The following is a 21,898-nucleotide window of genomic DNA, read 5'->3' on the forward strand; positions in this document are numbered from 1 at the left end:
CCCGGTCACAGAGGTACTTCCATGACTGCTTTCGACAAAACAACGGTGAACCAGGGGCGCAAAACAACGCTAACCGCAACCAGGTGAATTTCTTCACCGGAAGCAACTGTCACACAACCTACATGCGCCAGGTGCGCAGTACGGTATACTTCATGCTTGCATCACTAAACGGGATTTTTCTTACAAAAAGAATCAGATCACAGAATGGGTTTGGCAACAGAACGGCGTTGAGTGGAAATGAATTGTTTACCAGATACTATTAGTGTACCAGGCTATCGTCAAGAGAACGTCAAAAAATCTGACCTGATGAGGTAAAATACAACTTTGAGTACTTTTGTCTTGATTAAACCTTGTTAATGCCATGACTCATCTGGCACTTTTTCTATTGGGATCATTTCAAGCCAAACTCAACCATGAGTCTGTGGCCCAGTTCGAATATGACAAGATGCGCGCGCTCCTGGCCTATCTGGCCCTGGAAGCGCAAGACCCGCAGCGACGTGACGCGCTGGCAGGTTTCTTGTGGCCTGAGCGACCTGAGGATGCCGCGCGTCACAATCTGCGGCAGGCGCTCTCGAACCTGCGCCGTTTGCTGCAAGACAACCAAAGCCCCACCCCCTTCCTTCATTTGACCCGCGAAGCGGTTCACTTTCCCGATTCCAGCCAGGCCTGGTTTGACGTGCGTCTGTTCGATTCACTCCTCGAAGCCTGTCGCCATCACGACCACCTGCACGTCGAAGCCTGCACCACCTGCGTGGACCGCTTGCAGCAGGCCATTGATCTCTATCGCGGCGAGTTTTTGGAGGGCTTTTTTCTCGATGACAGCAGCGCGTTCGAGGAGTGGGTAGAAAAGAAGCGGCGCCACTATCACCGGCAAATGCTCGGCGCCCTGCGCACCCTGGCCGTGTTCTATGAGCGGCAAGGTCAGTACGAGCGCTCGCTTGCCCTGGCCTGGCGTGAGTTAGGCATGGAGGCCTGGCGCGAGGAAACTCACCGTCATATCATGCACACCCTGGCCCTGAGTGGACAACGCGACGCCGCCCTGGCTCACTTCGAAACCTGCCGCCGCGTGCTCAGCGATGAATTGGGCGTCTCCCCCAGCAAAGAGACGGTGGCCCTCTACGACTGCATACGCGCCGAAGAAACTCCCAGCCAACGCACCTGGTCTGTGGCCGAGCCGTCATGGCCGGTTTCCACCGTACAGCCGATGGCGCCTCGCGGGCTGGCTTTGCCCGCGCAACTCACGCCATTCATCGGCCGGGCGAGTGAGTTAGCCATGCTGACCAAGCGCCTCCATGACCCCGCCTGTCGCTTGCTGACCCTGGTTGGCCCAGGCGGCGTCGGCAAGACGCGCCTGGCGCTAGAGCTGGCAACCCAGCAGGCCTCTCACTTTCGGGATGGGGTGTTTGTGGCGCCGCTGGTCTCTCTCCAATCGCCGGCCCACCTGGTGGTGACCCTGGCCGATGTGCTGCAACTGGTTTTTTACGGCCACGAACTGCCTGAAGCGCAACTCCTGAACTATCTACGCGACAAACAGATGCTCCTCGTCCTCGACAATTTCGAGCACCTGGTGGAAGCCGGCAGTTTCATCATCCAAATGCTGCACGCCGCGCCAGGTTTGCGCATTGTGGTCACCTCGCAAGAGCGCTTGCAGTTGCAGGCCGAATGGATTTTCGATGTGGACGGGATGCAGATTCCGAACGGTCACCTCAATGGCGCCACCCAGGATTACGATGCGGTGCGCCTGTTTGTGGCGCGGGCATCCCAGATTCGTGCAGGATTTGCGTTGACCGACCAGGTCAAAGCGCCCATCGTGCGCATCTGCCGCCAGGTGCATGGGATTCCGTTGGGTATCGAGCTGGCCGCGGCCTGGGCGCGTGATTTCTCCTGCGCCGAAATTGCCGAACGCATCGAACGCAGCCTCGATTTTCTGCACACCGCCATGCGCGATGTCCCCATCCGCCACCGTAGCTTGCGCGCCGTGTTCGATCACACCTGGAAATTACTCACCCCCGAAGAACAACGCACCGTGCGCCGCTTGGCGGTCTTCGAAGGCACCATTAGCGAACAGGCCGCGTTGTCTGTGACCGGCGCTACGCCTGCTGTGCTCACGGCCCTGGCCGCCAAATCACTGCTTTACAGCAGTGGTCGAGAGCGCTATGGGCTTCATCAGTTGGTTCGATACTACGCTCAGGAGAAGTTCAACGAAGCCGCAGATGAAAAAGACATGGTGCGTGAACGATACGCGTCCTATGTGGCACGCTTCATGGCTAAACAGGAGCCGTTGCTCCTTGGATCGCAGCAGAAGCAGGCACTGGATGACATCAACGCTGAACTGGACAACGTGGGCGCCATGTGGCGCTGGGCCATTGCCGGGCGTCGTGACCGGATGATAGACCAGGCCCTTGAGAGCCTGTTCCGCTTCTTCGAAGTGCGGAGTTGGTTTGTGCGCGGCAGTGAACTGTTCGAGGAGACTGTTCGGGTCTGGAGCAGCGGCACGCCTGCTGCTGCCCGGTCTGACGTCACGCTTCTGCTGGGCCGGCTGCAAATTCGCTTGGGCATTCTCTTGGGGCGCCTCTCCCACAATGCCCGTGCGCGCACGCTTCTGGAATCTGGGCTGATGATCGTGCGCCAGGCGAACAACAAACGCGAGATGGCCTTTGCTCTGACTCACCTCGGCCAGTTGGTGGGCGCCGGCGGCGACCTGGCTGCGGCCATCCATCTGCTGGATGAAAGTCTGGCCGTCGCGCCAATCCTCGGTGATCGGTCTTGCCTGGCCGCGGCCCTGCATCACCGAGGCGTGGCCGCGCATCTGGACGGCGACGAAACGAAGGCTCAGGAAATGCTGCGACGTTCCCTGAAAATTCGGCAGGAGGCTGGCGACATGCAGGGCGTGGCCTCGGCGCTCGGCGCTCTTGGCCGTTTCAGCGCCGACCAGGGCGATTTTGTCACCGCGCGCCAGCGCCTCAATGAAAGCCTGCTGGTTAGCCGTGAGTTGGGCAATCCATATGAGATGACGGCCGCCCTCGATCAGTTGGGCCTGTTGGCGTCGTCGTCCGGGGACTATGCCATGGCCGCAACCTTCTATCGCGAGTGCCTCTCTGTGGCTCGCCAGATTGGGCAGCGGACCGCCATCCTGCTGGCCTTGTCTGGCCTGGGTGAGATCGCCTGCGCCCAGGGAGAATACAGCCGGGCCAGCGCCTCTTTGCAGGCGGCGCTGCGCATTGGGGTGGAAATTCAAGCGATGCCTCGCATTCTTTCGATCCTGGTTGGCATGGCCAACCTGGCTCTGCAGCGCGGCGCGCTTGAACAGGTCGTGGCATTGGTTACGTTTCCTTTACACCACCGCGCCAGCTCCGTTGCGACCAGGACGAGGGCGAGCGGCCTTCTGTCGGAGCTGACGGACAGACTGCCGCCTGAGACGCTGCGCGCCTGTGAAGCGCGCAGTCACCAGCAGGGTCTGCCGGCGTTGGTTTCTGCGCTGTTAGCCGAGTCAAAGGAGTAACAAAAAAGGCCCTGATCGCCGCGGCGATCAGGGCCTTTTTGCGACCATCACGTGATCACGCGGTCGCAGGCGCCGGCGTCAACATGGCGGCAAATTCGGACATGTCCAGCGTTTCCACTTCCATGAGACGCTGCGCCACCGCGGTCAGCCTCTCTTTGTACGTTGACAGAATGGAACGCGCACGTTCATAGGCTTCATCAATGAAACGGCGCACTTCCATATCAATCTCACGGGCAACCTTTTCGCTGTAGTTACGCTGCTCGCTGATCTCCCGCCCCAGGAAAATCATCTCTTCGCGCTGACCAAACTGCAGCGGCCCCAGGCTGTCGCTCATCCCAAACTGCGTCACCATCTGGCGCGCCAGTTTGGTGACGCGCTCCAGGTCATTGCTGGCTCCTGTGGTGACATCGCCAAAGATAATCTCTTCTGCCACGCGGCCGCCTAGTAAACCGGCCAGGTCATCGCGATACTTGTCACGCGAATAGAGAACCCGGTCTTCCTTGGGCAGGGGCATCGTGTAGCCCAGGGCCATGCCACGTGAGACCACGCTGATCTTATGCACGGGGTCGCAGTTGGGCAGCATATGCATCACCACCGCATGGCCGGCCTCATGAAAGGCGATTACTTCCTTTTCGTGTGCCGAAATGAGGCGGCTGCGGCGCTCGGGTCCGGCAATCACCCGCTCGATCGCCTCTTGGAACTCGGCCATGCCAATGCCGCGCTTGTTACGACGCGCAGCCAGGATGGCGCCTTCATTCACCATGTTCTCCAGGTCCGCACCGGCAAGGCCCGGCGTTTGCCTGGCCAATGTTTCCAGGTTGACGTCGGGAAGCAAAGGTTTGCCCTTGACGTGAACTTCCAGGATGGCCTTGCGCCCCTTCATGTCCGGCCGATCCATCACCACCTGGCGATCGAAACGACCGGGACGCAGCAGGGCGGGGTCCAAAATGTCGGGCCGGTTGGTGGCCGCAATGATGATGACGTTCGTATCCGTATCGAAGCCATCCATCTCTACCAGCAGTTGATTGAGGGTCTGCTCGCGTTCATCATGGCTGCCGCCCAGGCCGGCGCCGCGATGGCGACCGACGGCGTCAATTTCATCAATGAAAACGATGCATGGACTGCTGCGCTTGGCCTGCTCGAACAGATCACGGACACGGCTGGCGCCCACACCCACAAACATTTCAACGAACTCAGAACCGGAAATGGAGAAGAAGGGCACGCCGGCCTCGCCCGAAACCGCCTTCGCCATCAGGGTCTTGCCGGTGCCAGGCGAGCCGATGAGAAGGACCCCCTTGGGGATACGCGCGCCCAGTGCGGCGAATTTCTGCGGCTCTTTGAGAAACTCAACCACTTCCTGCAGCTCTTCTTTGGCCTCATCCGCACCGGCCACATCGGCAAAGGTCACCGTTGGCTTCTCGCCGGTAAACATGCGGGCGCGGCTCTTGCCAAACGCAAAAGCCTGGTTGCCGGCGCCCTGCGCCTGGCGCATCAGGAAGAAGAAAAAAGCGCCCACCAGGACTAGCGGCAGCAGGGTGCCCAGGATGGCGCCCCAGTTTTCCCAGCGACTCGGCGCGACCACTTCCACAACGATAGCCTGGCGTTTGTCATCCGGCACGCCCAGATTTTTCAGCGTATCGCCCAGGCTGATGCCGTCTTCCTTGCGCACAATCGCCGTGGTTGACTTGTACTCAGGCTTGTAAGTAATCTGGAGTTCATTGCCCTTGATGGCGATGCGCTGCACAAAGCCGGCCGTCACCTCGCGCGCGAGGTCGGCAATCGCAACTTCGGGCACGTCGGGCCGCGTGCGCGAAAACGATGTAAAGACGAACGCAGCCAGCGCCGTCAACAACAGCAAGTAGACTAATCCATTGCGGAACACTTTCGGAACCATGTCTATTCAATACCCTCCGCCAAAGATGGCGCTTTCTCACTCGTTTAGACTGCCAAAATCACCAATAGTAACAAGCACGATCCGGTACCGATCCACGGCGTGCAGTGTCGCGCCAGGGGCCGCTTGGCGCCGTAGCGCGACTTACCAACGCAGCGGGCGGCGCCTGCAGGCGGTTCAAGACAAATGGGGCGGTTCTTCTGCCAGTTCGATCGTGATCGTTTGCGCCTGACCCTCGCGCAGCAGATGCAGGGTAATTCCCTGTCCCACCTCAGTCTTCGCTTCCAGGTAGGCGTCCAGGTCTTTCCACGCGCGCAACGGCTGCTCATCAATCGCCGTGATGATATCGCCGCCCGCGAACATGCGCCGATTGCCTACAATCACCTCACGCCGCGCCCCCTGCACCCCAGCCTGCAGGGCCGGGCTACCTTCGTACAACTGTGCCACCAACAGGCCCTGTTCCACCGGCAGACTCAGCTGTTGGGCCAGGCGTGGGGTGATATCGTAGCCGATCGCACCCAGCCACGGATGTGGAAAACGACCGCGTTCGATCAACACCGGCACCACTTTTTTGACCGTATTGACCGGAATGGCGAAACCGACCCCGGCGCTGGTGCCACTCGGACTAAAAATCGCCGAGTTGACGCCAATCAAGCGCCCCAAGCTATCGAGCAATGGCCCGCCCGAATTGCCGCGGTTGATGGAGGCGTCGGTCTGGATGGCGCCCCGCAGGACCTGGCTATCGGTTTCAATGGTGCGATTCAGGGCGCTAACCACACCGGTGGTCAAGGTTCGTTCGAACTGGCCAAAGGGATTGCCGATTGCAATGGCTGTTTGGCCCACCCGCAGCGTGCTGGAGTCGCCCACAACCAATGGTTCCACGCCGGCCGGCAGCGTATCCACCAGAATGACCGCCAGATCATTGTGCGGATCGGCGCCCACCACCGTGGCCCTGACGGCGTTGTCGTCGCCAAAATTGACCGCCAACGAATCGGCATTTTCTACCACATGATAGTTGGTCACAATGTGTCCCTGGGCGTCCCACACGAACCCAGAGCCACTGCCCTCTTCTGGATAGGCGCCAAAAAAGAACGAGCGCACGACGACCCGGCTCGTGATGTTGACAACGGCCGGGCTGGCCTGCTCATACACACGAATCACGCGCTCTTCGGCCAGGTCCGCCCCGGCCGCCACGGCCAGCGGGTCCGGGGTGGCCGTCACCACCATGATCACGGGCGTCACCGTGGGCGCAGGCGTCGGGGTAGCCAGGCGCGGCAAGCTGGGCAACCGCAGCGGCCCGCAGGCCAGCGCGGCCAGGGCCAGCAAGCTGAAAACAAACAAGATCGAATGACGACGCACACAAACCTCCGCGACGCCACTGCCCGTGTCGCGTCCTGAGCTATTCATCCTGACGACTCAAATCAGCTATTCAGATCAGCTATTCAGATCAGCTATTCAGGTCAGCTATTCAGGTCAGCTATTCAAATGAAAGCGGGCGGTTACCGCCGCGCCCAAAATACCGGCATTGTCGCCAAGTTGCGACATGACGATTTTGACCCGGTTGGCATCTCGGCGCTGTGTAAAATGCTGGTAAGCCACACGACGAATCGGCGGTAGAAAGTCTTCGCCCAGCGCCTCGATGACGCCGCCGCCCAATACGATGAGCTCAGGATCCATGAAGTTGACCAGGCTGGCAATGTGCAGCCCCAGGTAGTGCTGCACTCGACTCAGCACCTCGACAGTCAATGTATCGTTGGCCTTCCACGCCTGCGCCAGCGCGCCGCTGCTGAGCCGCTCAATGCCGCCTCCGGCCAGGGCATCGGCCAGCACCGTCTTGCGTCCTGATAGCACGGCCATGCGCAAACTCTGCACAATGGCGGTCCGACTGGCCAGGGCTTCGATGCAGCCGCGATTGCCACAGCCGCAAAATGGCCCATCGGCCAACACGATCATGTGTCCGATTTCACCGGCGGCATGACGTGCCCCGCTGCGGAGCTGTCCACCGATAATCAACCCACCACCGACGCCCGTGCCGACAAAAACACCGATGACATCACTGGCCCCGCGGCCAGCGCCATAGACGTACTCGCCCAGGGTGCCCACGTTGACATCGTTGTCCAGGAAGATCGGCAGGTCGAGTTGATCCCTCAGCATCTTGGCCAGCGCGACATTTTCCCACCCGTTCAGGTTGGGGGCCATCAGCACTGTGCCCGTGTCGGGGTCAATCGGCCCTGGGGCGCCGATGCCCACCGCGCGCACATCGCTGCGCGTGAGCTTGGCGCTGCCCAGCGCATCGTCCACCGTTTTCACGATGCGATCAATGACACTCTCCGTGCCCGCTTCCGGTTTCGTCTTGCGTTTGGCCTGACCCAAGATCTTGCCGTCGGCCGTGATGACCGCCGCCAGAATCTTGGTGCCTCCCAGATCCACACCCACCACCAGTTCGTTCGTCTTTTCGTTGTCCTTCGCCATGTCTGCGACTTTCCTCCCACGATTTCTTGTTCCGCCACCTTAATTAGAAACCGGTCGAAACCGGTCGAAGCCGGTTGAAGCCGGTTGGCGGGACACTCGCCATTCACGGATGGGTCAGGGCTGAGTTGGAGCCAGCGCCTGGCCCAAGAGCCGCACCGGCGCCGTTGCCACGGCAGGGCCAATCTCGCAGGGCTGTACCTGCCCCAGTTCGACCATGAGATCGGCCAGCTCCACCGGCAAGTCCGCCACAATGATCTGACCATCAGCCGTCAGGTAGATCTCGGTCTCAGTGCTGAATGACAATGCCGGGGGCGCGGTCAGATTCGTAGTACTCACCAGTTTTCTTCTCCTGATCTACCCGACCCAGGATTTCCAGCAATTGGGAAATGCTCTCGCACTGCGCGCCTTTGATCCCCTGGATGGTGTATTCAATCCGTCCATCCGGCAGGATCGTGATGGCAATTTCCTGTTTCTTAGGCATAAGTCGCTCCCTTGTCTACAGTCGAAGGCAGAAGCCGGCTGTTGACCTGTCAGGCCCAGCGCCGCACAACCAGGCGAATCGCCTTGTTGCGATCGGTGGCTTCTTCTACCAGGCTGAATCCTGCCTTGCCCACTTCATTCAGAACCTTGTGATAGGCGTAGCGCTGATTCAACTGCTGCAAAGTCTCCTGCTGGCTGGAGAGGCCCATGTTGTCGCCCAGGATTTCGTACACGCCTTCATCATTGCGGCGCAGACCGAAGCTGGTGAACATGCCGGCCGTGACAACCAGTTCGGCCGTGTGACTGGCGCCTGACCATTCGTGACGATAATTGGCGTTTTCCTGGTAGTTCAGTTTCAGGTCATCCAATGCGCGCTTGATCATCGTGAGATCGCGCAACTCCGTACGTATCTTGACGAACTTGGACATGATAAACCTCCGTTCGCAATCCTACTTTCATTCGCTTCGTGGACTCACTTGGCCTCAGACAGTCAGCCTGAGCTGCAGCGCCTGGGCCAGGTTTTGGGCCTGCTCAATCTCAGCCGTGCTGAGGAACGCCGCCAGGCTGCCACGCGCCTGCGCCGGCGGGAAGTATTGGGTGAGCAGGCTCACCGTGACCTGGGGGACAGCGGTGGCAAGCCAGCGCAACACCGGTTCGGTGCAACAGTCGAAATGCCCGGGCATCAGCAGATGCCGAACCATCACCGGGCTGCGGGCCGCGACCCAGGCAATGGCGCCTGTCACCACGGCCCAATAGTCAGGCATACCGCCCAGTTCCAGGCCGCAGCGGTCATTGCCAAACTTCAAGTCGGGCAGATAGAGCGCCACAACGCCATCGAGCAGCGCCAGCGCCTCTGGCGTCTGGTAGAAATTCGAGTTCCAGACCACCGGCGGCGCGTTATTGGCATCATGGCCGAGCAGCGCCAGCGTTTCCAACACAAACGGCAGATGCGGCAGCGGGTCGCCGCCCACGAATTCGAGCGTGCGCGCCCCCTGCGCCACGCGTCGCCGCACGGCGGCCGCCAGTTGACCCGGCGTCGCTTCCACGCCGTACTGCGGTCGAAAGGCAAAGCGCGCCGCCGTGCAAAAGGTGCAGGTCGCCGTACAGCCGGAGAAGAACACTGCATGGGCCGGCCGGATGGCCTCTTCCTCGCCCATGTGCAGCATCTCACTGGCAATGAACGTGCGGGTATCAACCCGGCAGACCCCGCGGCCTGTGACGCGGGTTTCACCACAGCGGTGCGGGCACAACTGGCAATTGTCAAGGTGCGTGCGTGCCTGCGCCGCCCGCGCGGTCAACGATGCGGAGTCGAGGCTAGGCGCCGTGCCCATTTCCACGTTTACCTGGCAACAGATCGGTCAAGCTCTCGGCTTCATAGGCAAATCGGTACCACTTCAGCAGTTCCTCTTCACTGGCAATGTTCATGATGGTATCATGCAATTCGTCTGGAATCGGCTGATCGCCAAAGCGCATGGACACCAGATAGAGCAGGCCCCGTTTCTCGCCCTCAGTAATTCCCGCCGCGCGTCCTTTTTCAAGGCCTTCTACGCGTCCTGCTGCGCGTCCTTCTGCCTTCGCCTCGCGGATCATACGCTCGCGTTCCTCTTGCTTCCACGCTGCAACGATGTCCTCTAACTCCTTCTCGATCCGTGGATCCGTACTTAGCATCATCTCTAACCTCCGTTGCTCAACTTCTGCTAACGGCAGATACTTGTTGACACACATCGCCAGGACGCTCCGTCGCGTCTGACTCGGTTCGTGTTGTAGAATCCCCCGCAGGCAGGATAATTTCCAGGCAATACGGTTTATGCCTTGCGGTGGTTGCATCAGGGCTGCCAACGCATATGCCAGGGGATTGGTACGGTTGATGTACACTTCGCCCTGCAAATCCGGCAGCCCCACGCAGTCGAAAGTAAATTCCAGGTACTTGCGGCCAAACACACCCTCTTCGTAGATTTCTCTCACAAGGCCGCCGCTTCCGCTGGTGAGGTAGATCGCGATGGGAATGACGCGGCGTTGAAGATGTAACCGTATCCAGGCGTAGTAACGCCACATGCGCTGGCGAAACGCCTGGCGATGCTGCCGTTCGATTTCGATGTGAATGTACAGCAGTTCTGGCTCGTCTCCCAACGCCTCAACCTCGGCCATCAAGTCCGCTTCTTGAGATTCGCCCAGATCGAGGTTGAGCCATTGCTCCTTGTCCCACCATTTGACGGTATCCAAGTGCAGCCGTGTCTTGATATCCGGGAAGAAAAGATCCAGGAATTCGGCCAGGAACGCCCGCAGAAGCGTCTTGAAAAATTGATCGTGTTCCATTCAGTTCATCCAAGAAGACGACGTCCCCACCTGATCAGCGATTCCAGCCCCTTGACATGAGATGTATGCACCACCTTGCCGTCGTGTCTCACGACGAGCGTCATTTGTCCCATCAGCCGCGTGCCGAAATAGACGGTGTGGGCGCGATTGCTGGCTGAACGCCAGGTGTAGGCCGTTGCCAGGGCTGCCACATCTGGATCGTGAGCCACCGGTTCCTGCGCCAGGTTGATCGGGTCCGCATCCTCCAACTGTTGACATGTGGCACAAACGTTGTTGTCCAGGTTGATACAATCGGGGCAATAAGCCATGTTGCACACGACACAGAACTTCTGGTGGGCATGACACACCGTGGCGCCGCAGACCGGACAGGCAAAGCTGTGGGCAACGCATACGGTCTTTCCATCCATGTGGCAGCGGTCGCTGTGACGCTGACAGTGCAACCGCCCACACAGGCTGCACCGTTCCCGGTGATCTGCACAGACCATTGTACCACATTCTGCGCAACCTTGCAGACATGAAGTACACTGTGTGACGCCGCACACCGCGCAGGTCGTCAGCGAGGCGGTTTTCATGCCGCAGTGCGGGCAGGGCGCCACGCAGCGTTTGCACACCGCGCCCCCGTTGACCGGATCCGCCAGCAGATGGGGTCGGCAGAAGACCTTGCCGCAGGCATAGCAAGAATCGGTGCAACCCCGGCAGAAAACCTGACCGCAGAAGTCGCAGAGGGCCGTCTGCGCGCTGGGGCGCTGACAGTGAGGGCAGGTGAGCGCGCAATTGGCGCAGAGCAGCGTTCCCGGCGCGAGATAATCGGCTACCAGGTGAGTCTTGCACTGCTGCACCCCGCACTGCGCGCAGGTGTCCTGGCAGGCAAAGCAGGTGGTCTCCTGGCAAATGGGACAGCGCGCTGTGTGTTCCTGACACGCCCACTGACCGCAGGCCGGGCAGGTGACGGCGCAGTCCTGGCAGAGCAATTCCTTGCAAACGGTACAGCCCTGCACGCCGCATTCCAGGCAGATGTCTCTGGCGCAGGCGTGGCAATGGGTCAGGCAGGCGGGGCAACTGACATGCTCGTGCGCGCAAACGCCTACCACGGCCGTCTCTGTATCGCAGGCATGACAGACAGGCAGGGTCAACTTGCCGGTGTAGAGGTTACGCGTCAGCGGCAGCTTCAGTGTGGTGTCGCCCGCCCGGCTGCGCAAGCTCAGGCTCTGTTCCCACGTGGGCTGCGCCACCTGCGCCAGGCTGAACAGCGTCACCGCCACGCGCAGCCGATGATTCTCAAGCTCTTCCGCAATTTTGCGTTGCAAATCGGACCGTAACGCCTGGCGCTGATTGGCGGCATAGTCGGGATCATCGCCGCGCTCCTGGATCTCCAGCGCCTGCTGTTCATAGTAGTTGACCAGGCGTGAGAGGATGGCATGTAAGCGCGGCAAAATGTCCTGCTCGACCTCACCGCACTGCTGATCGGCATGAAAGAGCGCCAACTTCTGTGCCTGCTGCGCCAACTCGATCAGCCCTTCCATCTTGGGCGCGGTCACCTCAGCGCCGGCCCGCGTCGCTTGCGCCAATAGGTCGTCCATGTTGGGCGCCGGGTTGCCATCCTCGTCCATCGCTACCGAGAAGACCTCCTCGCGCTTGTCATCCGCCCGGTAACTGATGTGAAAATTGAACTGAAACAGGTAGCGCCAGCCGTTCTTGCCCGCGCTGTGGGTCAGGTCGCAAGCCGAAAGGGTCAGTTCGCCGGGCAGGCGGCTCACTGCCAGCTCAGGGAAATGGGTTGGCAGCGTTTCGCGCGCCATCGAACCGTGATTGGCGATGTAGGTCATCATGCGGTCGAACACACGGCTGCCATAGGCTACCAGGTCATGATAGGGCGACAGCTCTGCGGTCGAAAAAACCAGGCTAAGGGTTGGCTTATCGAAATGAGCCGCCAGGTCCGGCGTCAACTCCACCGTCAAGGCGGTGCTGCCATTGGTCTGTACGGTGGCGCCAAACAGGCGGAAAAACTCCAGCGCGAGTTGGCGCAGAGGTGAATCGGCCGGGGTTTGGGTGGTTGCCTTCTTGCGTGCCATCAGCTTGAGCGATCCAGCGGAAATTCCAGGGGCCGCGCAGGGTCGCGGCCGGGCAGGTTGCGCGGCGTCGTCTGCATCCTCAGTTCTCCAACCAGGTGTTGAGGAGATCGTTCGATTGTCGAATGTGGTCGAACTCGCGGCGGGCGCGATCAATCGCGCTGCCAATCGCGCCCATGCGTGTGGTCAGATCATTCTCGCTGCGGCTGCCTTGCCAGGCCTCGCGCACCAGGTCCTCGAAGCTCTTGCGGGCGTCGAGCGTGCCCAGGATCAGGTCCAGCTCGCCGATGACCAGCTCGAACATGCGAATCTTGTAGGCCAGCAGGTCGAGGATGTGCGATTCGACCGTTTCGTTGCTGGACAGGTTGAAAATACTGACCTCGTGCCGTTGACCCAGGCGGTGCAGGCGACCGATACGCTGCTCGACGCGCATTGGGTTCCAGGGCAGGTCATAGTTGATGAGTTGATGGCAAAATTGCAGATTGCGCCCCTCGGCTCCCGATTCGGTGCTGACCAGCACGCGCGCGTCTTTCGCGAAGGCGCGCACCGCGTCCTCTTTCTGAAAAACGTTCATGCCGCCATGAAATGCCACGGTGGCAATGTCCCAGGCGCGCAACTGACTGACGATCTGCTCCAGCGTGTGCCGATACTCGGTAAAGATCAGGAACTTGCCCGGAAAGCGCCCCAGGATCTCGCGCACGGCGCTCAGCTTGCGACTCTCGCCAATGGACTGCGCCAGGGCCAGGAACGCGGCCAGGCGCCGGCGCGTCGCCTCCGGATATTGGGTGTCGGCTACCAGCTTTTGCAGGGTGCCGGCCACCGCCTGCGGGCTGCTGCACAGCTCGCGCTGCAACGTGAGCAGCACCAGGCGCAGGTGTTTGCTATTGCCTACCTGCTCGAATTCATCGCGAATGTACTGCGTGACCTGCCGGTACAGATTGAGTTCAGGCTCGGAGAGGTTCAGATGATAGACGGCCGCGCGGCGGGCGGGCAGATGCACGGTCACTTTGCTGCGCTGATTGCGGATCATGACATCGTTGAGCAGGCGTCGCAGCGCCGGCGCGTTGCGGGGCTGGCGCCCATCGCTTTGATCGAAATACTGGCGCCGGAAACCGCGCACCGTGCCCAGGTGCCCCGGCGACAGAATCGTCACCAGGCTGTACAGCTCGGTCAGGTCGTTCTGCACCGGCGTGGCAGTCAGCATCAGCACATAGCGCTTGCGAATCTGGTTGACAAACCGCCAGGCCACCGTGCTGCGATTCTTCAGCTTGTGCGCTTCATCCACAATCAGCAGGTCGTAGTCACGTTTCAGCAGATGCTCGGCGCGGTTGGCCTGCTTGGCCGTGTCCAGGGAGACGATCCAACGCCCCGCGCTGGCGCCTGCCACCGCGGCCCAGTCGGCCGCGGCATCGAGGACCGTGAATGGCTCGCGGAACTTGCTCTCCAACTCCTCGCGCCATTGCTCGGTGAGCGACGCCGGCGTCAGCACCAGGATGGTCTGCGCCAGCCCGCGCTCGATCAACTCCTTCATGATGATGCCGGCTTCGATGGTCTTGCCCAGGCCGACCTCATCGGCCAGCAGGGCGCGGCCGCGCATGTCGCGCAGGGCGCGGCGGGCTGTGTCCAACTGATGATCGTAGTGATCCACCGCGATATCTTCCAGGCAGATCAACTCGTCGAAGCCACGCGACAGGTGCAGCATCTCGGCGCGCAGGCGTAAGTGAAACAGATCGAGACCGGCCGGCTCCTGCTGGCGCAGGAAGCGCGCCATGTCCCTGTGTCCTTCGATGACGCGCGGACGCAACTGCACGCCGAGCGCCTCGATGGCGCTGACCAACTGCGTCTGGCGGTTGTAGCGATGCCCGCAGCGGAAACATTCCAGTGCGGTCTCTTCATCGAGCCAGCCGCACGCGGGGCAGCGCTTACCCAAAACCACGTCATCGGCCGCGGAGCGGCGCTTCTTGGGGGCCTGCACTTCAGCCGGAATCTCCAGCCATTCGAATCGTTCAAGCATAAAATCTGTTCATCGCTCGTCTAAAACAGCCGGGTTTGGGATGACGCCGGCCGCGCCCGGTGCTTGGCCCAGGTGCGCAGTGCGTTGACCGTCTCTTCCATCATTTGTGACAGCGGGATCGTCTCGGCCAGCACGCTGACCATGTCGTCTGTCGCCAGCGGCCGGCCCTGGTCGAAGGCCTCGTACAGGCCCGCCACCACAGCCTGCTCGATCTCCGCGCCGCTCAGGCCTTCGCTCGACATCGCCAGGGTTGAGATATCGAACTGCTGCGGATCGCGGTTGCGTTTGCGCAGATGGATGCGGAAGATGTCCTCACGCTCTGAAGTCATGGGCAAATCTACGAAGAAAATCTCATCGAAGCGCCCCTTGCGCACCAATTCGGGCGGCAGTTGATCCACCAGGTTGGCGGTGGCAACGACAAAAACCGGCGCCTTTTTTTCTTGCAGCCAGGTGACAAAGCTGCCAAAGACACGCGCCGCGGTGCCGGCATCGCTCACGTTGGAACTGCCGACGCCCGAAAAGCCCTTCTCGATCTCGTCCACCCAGAGCAGGCACGGCGCAATGGATTCGGCCACGCGGATGGCGGTGCGCAGGTTTTCTTCGGACGAACCGACCAGGCTGGCAAAGAGGCGTCCCACATCCAGGCGCAGCAGCGGCAGGCGCCAGGCGTTGGCTACAGCCTTAGCCATCAGCGACTTGCCAGAGCCTTGCACGCCCACCAGCAGGATGCCACGCGGCTCCGGCAGGCCAAACGCGCGCGCCTCGGCCGAAAAGGCGCGCACCCGCTTACGCAGCCATTCTTTGAGCACATCGAGTCCGCCCACATCGGTCAGCGTCTCCGAGGTGTCGTAAAACTCCAGCAAGCCCGACTTGCGGATGATCTGCTTCTTCTCGGCCGTCACCGCCTCCGCGGCGTGACCATCCAGGCGGCCGCCGGCCATGATGACGGCTTTGGCCAGCGCCTTTTCGGCTTCGGACAAGGTCAGCCCCAGGGCCGCTTTGGCCAGGCGCTCGCGCTCGCGCCGGTCGAGCTGGATACGCGCCTTGCCGTCAGCCTCCAGCGTCTGCACCGCGCGCTCATACAGGTCAGCCAACTCGGTTTCATTGGGCAGGCTGAAGTCAATGACCGTGATCTCTTTTTCCAGCTCCGGCGGGATGCGCAGCACCGGTGAGAGCAGAATCACGGTGCGATGGCCCTTTTGCAGGGCCTGGGCCAGGTCGCGCAGCTTACGCACGATCTCATGATTCTCGAAGAAGGGGTGAAAGTCGCGCAAAATGACCAGCGTCGGGGTGTTGTCTTCCATGATGCTGTTGAGCGCCACGAGTGGATCACGTTTGGCTGGGTCCTTGCGACCGCTGGCCTGGTTGACGAAGCCCTCCGTACACGACCAGGCGATGACCTGCTTGCGCGTCTTGGATTCGTCGGCCAGCTTCTGGATTTCGGCCAGCGCGCGCTCCTCTTCGGCTGTCACCACGTACAACAGCGGATAGCGGGCACGAATGTAAATATCGAGTTCCTGGCGCATCGAATGCTTGTCCTCGTCCTCGTCTTCTGACTTGCGAGCCCAAGTATACCACAGAACCTTTGCCTTTGCGCAGTCGGTTAAGCCCGTGGTGGAAGAAGCAGCCGCCGCCGAGGTTGTAGAACGAGGGCAAGAGCTGACCGTGGCGCACCTGGATCACGATCCGATGAATTGCTCTGAGGGTAATCTGCGAGCGTTGTGCCAGCGTTGTCATCTGCGGCATGACGCGAGGCATCACGCGGCCAATGCGGCGAGGACGCGAAGGCGGAAGCGGATTGCGAGTGGGCAAATGGAATTGCTATAAAAAAGCCGCGGGGGCAGGTTCCCCCAGGGCTTTTTGATTGGCGTTTGGGCTAAAAGCCGGCGTCAGGCGCGGCGAGCAGCGGAGCGGAGCGCCGTCGCCTGCACGCGGTGTTGGGCTGCGTTTTACTTGACGGCAAAAGTGTTGCCAACACATAGAAGCTCAAATAACATTCAATACCCACACAACTACCCACACAACAGAGAAAATGAAATAATAAAGCTGAAATACAACTATGTTAGAAAGCAGCAACTTCCGATTTAAAACTTCTTGCCTGCCTTTGACCAATAAGGACATCTCGTAGTCTGTTTCGATTTGGGTAGCCCGCTTCATGTATCCGGCCATGTAGGCTGTAAGGCGTCGCTCATTGTTAATGCCAAGTAGCAGAACGAAAAAGGCAATAATTGAGAGTAACAGATTAGCCAAATCCAGGTTGCGCAAATTTGCTCCAATGATAGTCAATACGGCGACTTGGACCGTCGTTACGAACGCCATATCTTGTCTACGTAGGCTAGTATAGTGACGGTATTGTTCGAGCGCATTTTCATACTCCACTTTGGCGAATTCCCATGATTGGGTTCTAGTACTTGGCATTTCAATCCCCCAAATGTCATTGCGATGATATTGTTGAAAACCAGCAGCACAACCGCAATTCAACCACTCGAAATCCGAGGTGTTTCTATATCGCTGCGTCCCCCAGCAGGGCGACGGGCGTTACGACCGGAGTGGCTGCGGCGCCTGGCAAAGATTTTGTTATGTTCAAAACGTAGAGCATGTATTTTTGAAAATCTAGTTAGCAATGAGCCGAATACTTCGGAACTGGAAATCATCCTTATCTCCAGAAAACTCGGGAACTGGTGTGAGCTCGGAGCAAAGCTTGAGTATGTTGAAACCCTCAACAATATCACTGGTTGGTATTGAAATATATCGAACCTCAGTCCATTCATTAGGTCTAGCGCCAGCGCTTTTGGCTTCTTGAGGCGGTAGTACGGCAATCCTACGCCCGTTTAGAGATAACGGATTTGGAACTTCCGCTCCAAATGTCTCCAGTTCTAAAGTCAGAGTTTGTATTAAGAAGTCTATTCTAAAGCTAATATCAAAGCACTCTCCATTAAGATGTACCCAATCTCGAAACTCCTCATCACCAATATGAAAAGTGCTATCGGAGAAGTACACGATTCGATGCTGTACAGGTGTTGGTATATCCGTTTGGGGAAAAAGGGTATTAGTTGGCGATATAGGGAAGGAAGTAGCAGTGGGTTCCTTTTCGAGTGTGGGAGTTAGGTTGGGAGTTTGAGAGAGTGACCTTGAAACATCTGGCAGCAAAGCCGCCATTCCTACTGCTACTAAAACGACACCAAATTTCCACGTCGTTGGCCCCTCTTTTACTGAAACCTTCTCAACCGTGACAATCTTTAACCCTGCAATGATCAGAAAAAAGCCGAATATTAAAGCTAAGGCTCCCAGATAACTCAATGGTGAAGTGAATGGCATGGATGGCATATTTTGTTTTCCGTCTTCATTGACTCAGTTGAACGATAGTAGCTGGTGCGGTCAATTCTGCAGTTGTAGGTAATCTTGATTGTCGTAATCATCGAACTTTCGTGGGCAATTTAATCTCAAACCCAGGCTTCATTGACACAGTGGGTTGAGCCGCCGGGCCGAGCGCGCTGCGCGAATGGCAAGGCCGGCTCCATGCGCGGGTTAGGCGTCCTTCCGCACTGGTCCAGGTCGTTCACGCACCTGAGCACTCACCTCCCCATCCTATTGCGGCTGAGGACGTCGTCCACGGACCTCGCCACAACGTACCGCGCAGGCGACTCGCCAACCGCGAGTGCCTTGAAGTGTGCCTTGCCGCATTCGATCTTCGCGCTTTCCTTGTCGCGCAGGTCAGCGGTGAAGAGGCTGCTCTTGGTCTCAACCACGAGGTAAAGACGCTCTGCCCCGTCCTTCTCTACCAGCACGGCCCAATCGGGATTGTAAGGACCGAGCGGCGTCGGGACCTGGAACCAGCCCGGGAGCTTGGCATAGACCTTGATTGCCTCGTTTTTCTCTAAGTCGTCGGCAAACGTGCGCTCGGTGTCGGACTGGTAGATGACTTGCTCGTGAACCGATTTGCTGGCGTTAATCATGGACTTGAGGTAGCCGCTAAGCTCTTCAGACTCGAATAGTTGTTGGGCGTAGTATTCCTCGGCGCCGATACGCTGATATTTGATGCCGTCCACAAGAGCGAGGCGCTTGGCGCGGTTGATGATCTCGGCGGCGAGTTCGATGAACTGCTGCGGGTTGCGCTTGAAGTCGTCGAGCCTGCCGCTGCCCACGAGGATGCCGTGAATGCTGCGGCGCGTGAGTTGAGTCTTGTCCTGGAGGTCGGTGAGGATATCGGGCAGTTCGATGTCGCCTTCGTCGAGCGTCACGGGGGCGGAGGTGGCCGTTTCCGTCGCTTCCACGCCGGCACGTCCGATGGCGAGGTCGGCCTTGCGCCATTGCAGGCGGGTCTTGGCGATGGGCGGCGCGCCCGCAAGCGCCTTGATGCAGGTTGCCAGCAGGGCCTCGTTGTCGAACTGCACGCGGTAGGTGGTCTTGTGCTTGATGCGCTCCCACAGCGCCTTGAAGTCCGCACCTTGCAACACGGCTTGACGAGTCTTTACCTGCCTGCGTTCGTCGGCGTTCTTGATCTCGAGGCGGCCAGCCAGCTTGCGGAGAATCTCCTGCACCTGCGGCAGTTGGGCGGTAAACGGCTCTGGCAGGGTCAGCGTGCCGTCCTTGAGCGCCTTGCGCAGCGTGTCCTGCACCTTGCCTTGGGCGTTCAGGAGACCGGCGGTTTTCAAATGCTCCCACAGCACCTTCGACTGGTGGGAGCCCAGCGGCGCGGGCTGGCCGTCGGCGCCGGTGGCGGTGACCCCGGCGAATTCGTGATCCTTGACGATGCCAAACCGAATGTCGGTTTCGTTCTCGATCTCTTTCTGGGCTGTTCAGCGAACTGTTCGTAGCTCTCGGTCGCGATCACGGTCAGCGTATTGACCTCGAACCCCCGGACGCGCTCGCCCTGCTGGTTCACGCACAGCCGCAGGCCGCGCCCGATGGTCTGCCTCCTCTCGAGCTCGCTTGCCATCTCGCGCAGGGCGCAGATCTGGAAGACGTTCGGGTTGTCCCACCCTTCGCGTAGCGCCGAGTGGGAAAAGATGAACTTGAGCGGCGTGTCGAAGCTCAGCAGCTTCTCCTTGTCGCGCATGATGAGGCTGTAAGTGTCGTCGTCGGCTTGCGTCGTGCCTTCGCCCTTGGAGTCTTTGAACATTTCCACTGTCTTGCCACCGACCTTCTTCCTGTCGATGGAGAAATAGCCGTTGTGCACATCCTCGGCGGCGGTGGTCAGGTCCACTTCCTGGAAGAGGGTCTGGTAATCGGGATGCTTGGCGAGGCGGCGGTATTCCTCCTCGAAGATGCGGGCGTAGTCCCCCTTCACCGGATTGCCGCCTGCGTCGTACTGCCGGTATTTCTCCACGGCATCAATGAAGAACAGGCTGAGCACCTTGATGCCCTGTGGACGGAGGCGCTTCTCCTTGTCCAGATGCTCCTTGATGGTGCGCTGGATCATCTGGCGCTGCACCGCCAACGCGTCCACGTCGCCGTAGGCCTGGCCGGGGCGCAGGTATTGCTCGCCGCCGGGGTAGCGCAGTTCCAGGAATTCATCGTTCTTGGCCACGCGGATTTCGCCCACCCGGCAATCGTGATACACCGCCCGCCCGGTGGTCATTTCCAGATTGTCGCCATCCTGGACGGCGAGTTCTCTGCGGGCCACCCCGGCCTTCGTCTGCATATCGAGTTCCACCATGGCCGTGATGACGCCGCGTCGGTTGCTCACGGAGAGCAAGCGCAGATACGGCTTGTTGTGCCCGCCCTCCACAGTGGCCGCCGCCACTTCGATCTGCTTCACCAGCTTGCGTTCGTAGGCGTCTATCGCGTCGAGCTTGAAGACCATGTGGTGCGCATCTCTCGGCGTCGCGGAGTAGCGCAGGTTGCACAGCGGATTCATCCGTTCCATGGCCTTCTTGCCCTTGCCGTCAAGCCCGCCTTCCACACTCTGCGGCTCGTCCACGATCAGGATGGGGCGCGTCGCCCGGATCAGGTCGATGGGCTTCTCCCCGCCCGTCTTCTCGCTGGGCCGATACATCACGTTCTTCGATTTCTCGCGGCGCGCGGCCTCGTCCTTCTCCTCCGACTGCGCCTGCTGTTCGTCGCCGAACTTATTGATGGCGCCCACGGTCATCACCATGATCTGGATCTGCGGGCTGGTGGCAAAGTTGCGTACCTGGCCGAGCTTCGCCGAGTCGTAGATGAAGAAGTCGAAGGGTGCGCCCGCGTAGAGTCCCTTGAGGTGCTCTGCTGCGGTCTCGATGGTGTGGTAGACGCCTTCCTTGATCGCCACCGAGGGCACCACGATGACGAACTTGGTGAAGCCGTAGCGTTTGTTCAGCTCGAAGACGGTGCGCAGGTAGACGTAGGTCTTGCCGGTGCCGGTCTCCATCTCCACGGTGAAATCACCGGACGCGAGCGAGGCCGAGGGCGCCAGGCCGTGGCGCAGTTGGATGGCGTGCAGGTTCGCCAGCAGCTCGTCGTCGAGCAAAGTCAGCCGGTTGCCGATGCCGAGGTCATTTTCAAGCAACGATATTTGCCCACTAGCGGCGTCCCGCGTGACGGTGAATTCCGTGCGGCAGGTTTCCTGCCCATGAAAAAGATCGCAGACTGCTTCGATGGCCTGGATCTGGTAGTCGAGGTTGGGTTCGAAGTGGAGTTTCATTGCGCCATGTCCGGTGCGTCGTTGGCGATCACCATGTTGCTTGCGTGCCGCCCGGCGTTCGGGTCCTTGACTGCTTCTACGGCTTCCAATTGGGCAACATATGCGGCTGGCAAGCAGTGCTCTTTGGCTCCGGCCACGACCAACGCCTTGTACCAGGTGTATGGCTGTAGAGAGTCTTCGATGTCTGTCGCGAAGTAGATGGACGCGTTGTGCGACTCACCGTTGCATGTGACAGTCGCGGACTTCTCTTCGTACCCGCTTCCTACGCCTTCAGCTCTGTCGAGGGCAGGCTTCTCGGCCACTGCGATCTGAAAGAGAACCCCGAAGACCACCGCTCCTGCCGCAGCGGACTCGACGACATTACACTTCCCGGATTCATCCCTGCTCCGCTTGTGCCACCGAAGCTCATGCCCCTCCAGTGTGGCTATGCCAATCGGCTCTGCTGAAGGGCATCGCTTTTTGATACGCTGCGTGAGCATGTTCGAGCCATAGGCATATACGAAAATGGTAGGTATGGATGTAGTCATCG

The 21,898-nt window shown here is 59.8% G+C and carries 14 protein-coding genes and 1 pseudogene; 1 reads left to right on the top strand and 14 read right to left on the bottom strand.

Annotation, left to right across the window (positions count from 1 at the left end):
• The first annotated feature begins 421 nt into the window (after positions 1–421).
• Complete coding sequence (locus IPM84_10735) at positions 422–3,502, top strand: tetratricopeptide repeat protein (GenBank protein ID MBK9093238.1); 3,081 nt, start codon at positions 422–424, stop codon at positions 3,500–3,502.
• A gap of 55 nt (positions 3,503–3,557) precedes the next feature.
• Here the strand turns inward: IPM84_10735 and ftsH are convergent, their stop codons facing one another.
• The 14 genes and pseudogenes from ftsH to IPM84_10805 all read right to left on the bottom strand — a co-directional run bounded on the left by ftsH (position 3,558) and on the right by IPM84_10805 (position 21,896).
• Positions 3,558–5,396, bottom strand: a complete 1,839-nt coding sequence (gene ftsH / locus IPM84_10740; protein MBK9093239.1) for an ATP-dependent zinc metalloprotease FtsH — start codon at positions 5,394–5,396, stop codon at positions 3,558–3,560.
• 174 nt (positions 5,397–5,570) lie between these two features.
• On the bottom strand, positions 5,571–6,800 hold the full coding sequence (locus IPM84_10745; GenBank protein ID MBK9093240.1) for a trypsin-like peptidase domain-containing protein: 1,230 nt from the start codon (positions 6,798–6,800) through the stop codon (positions 5,571–5,573).
• Between the two features lie 66 nt (positions 6,801–6,866).
• Entirely contained in the window at positions 6,867–7,865 is a 999-nt protein-coding gene (locus IPM84_10750) for an ROK family protein (protein ID MBK9093241.1), read from the bottom strand.
• Positions 7,866–7,979: 114 nt separating this feature from the next.
• The gene (locus IPM84_10755; protein ID MBK9093242.1) at positions 7,980–8,201 is read right to left on the bottom strand and encodes a hypothetical protein; all 222 of its coding nucleotides are present in this window, start codon (positions 8,199–8,201) and stop codon (positions 7,980–7,982) included.
• Positions 8,152–8,346, bottom strand: a complete 195-nt coding sequence (locus IPM84_10760; GenBank protein ID MBK9093243.1) for a DUF2997 domain-containing protein — start codon at positions 8,344–8,346, stop codon at positions 8,152–8,154. Before IPM84_10760 ends, IPM84_10755 begins: the two co-directional genes overlap by 50 nt.
• A gap of 49 nt (positions 8,347–8,395) precedes the next feature.
• Positions 8,396–8,773, bottom strand: a complete 378-nt coding sequence (locus tag IPM84_10765) for a DUF1257 domain-containing protein (protein ID MBK9093244.1) — start codon at positions 8,771–8,773, stop codon at positions 8,396–8,398.
• A 54-nt stretch (positions 8,774–8,827) separates the two neighbouring features.
• Complete coding sequence (locus IPM84_10770) at positions 8,828–9,676, bottom strand: radical SAM protein (protein MBK9093245.1); 849 nt, start codon at positions 9,674–9,676, stop codon at positions 8,828–8,830.
• On the bottom strand, positions 9,660–10,661 hold the full coding sequence (locus IPM84_10775; protein ID MBK9093246.1) for a hypothetical protein: 1,002 nt from the start codon (positions 10,659–10,661) through the stop codon (positions 9,660–9,662). The genes IPM84_10770 and IPM84_10775 overlap by 17 nt, the downstream gene beginning before the upstream one ends.
• 5 nt (positions 10,662–10,666) lie before the next feature.
• Positions 10,667–12,733: a hypothetical protein gene (locus IPM84_10780; protein ID MBK9093247.1), complete on the bottom strand. Its 2,067-nt coding sequence runs from the start codon at positions 12,731–12,733 to the stop codon at positions 10,667–10,669.
• 79 nt (positions 12,734–12,812) lie between these two features.
• A complete protein-coding gene (locus IPM84_10785; protein ID MBK9093248.1) occupies positions 12,813–14,744 on the bottom strand; it encodes a DEAD/DEAH box helicase family protein in 1,932 nt (643 codons plus the stop codon).
• A gap of 20 nt (positions 14,745–14,764) precedes the next feature.
• Positions 14,765–16,270 carry an AAA family ATPase gene (locus tag IPM84_10790; protein MBK9093249.1) on the bottom strand — a complete coding sequence of 502 codons (1,506 nt, stop codon included), beginning with the start codon at positions 16,268–16,270 and terminating at the stop codon, positions 14,765–14,767.
• Between the two features lie 1,087 nt (positions 16,271–17,357).
• Positions 17,358–18,071, bottom strand: a complete 714-nt coding sequence (locus IPM84_10795; protein MBK9093250.1) for a hypothetical protein — start codon at positions 18,069–18,071, stop codon at positions 17,358–17,360.
• Between the two features lie 248 nt (positions 18,072–18,319).
• Positions 18,320–21,369 (bottom strand): annotated as a pseudogene (locus IPM84_10800) (DEAD/DEAH box helicase family protein).
• Positions 21,366–21,896 (bottom strand): gamma-glutamylcyclotransferase, encoded by a 531-nt coding sequence (locus IPM84_10805; protein MBK9093251.1) that lies wholly within the window; start codon positions 21,894–21,896, stop codon positions 21,366–21,368. Before IPM84_10805 ends, IPM84_10800 begins: the two are co-directional and overlap by 4 nt.
• Between the last annotated feature and the right edge of the window lie 2 nt (positions 21,897–21,898).

Origin of the sequence: Candidatus Amarolinea dominans (assembly GCA_016719785.1) — a bacterium.
GTDB classification, from domain to species: Bacteria; Chloroflexota; Anaerolineae; order SSC4; family Amarolineaceae; genus Amarolinea; species Amarolinea dominans.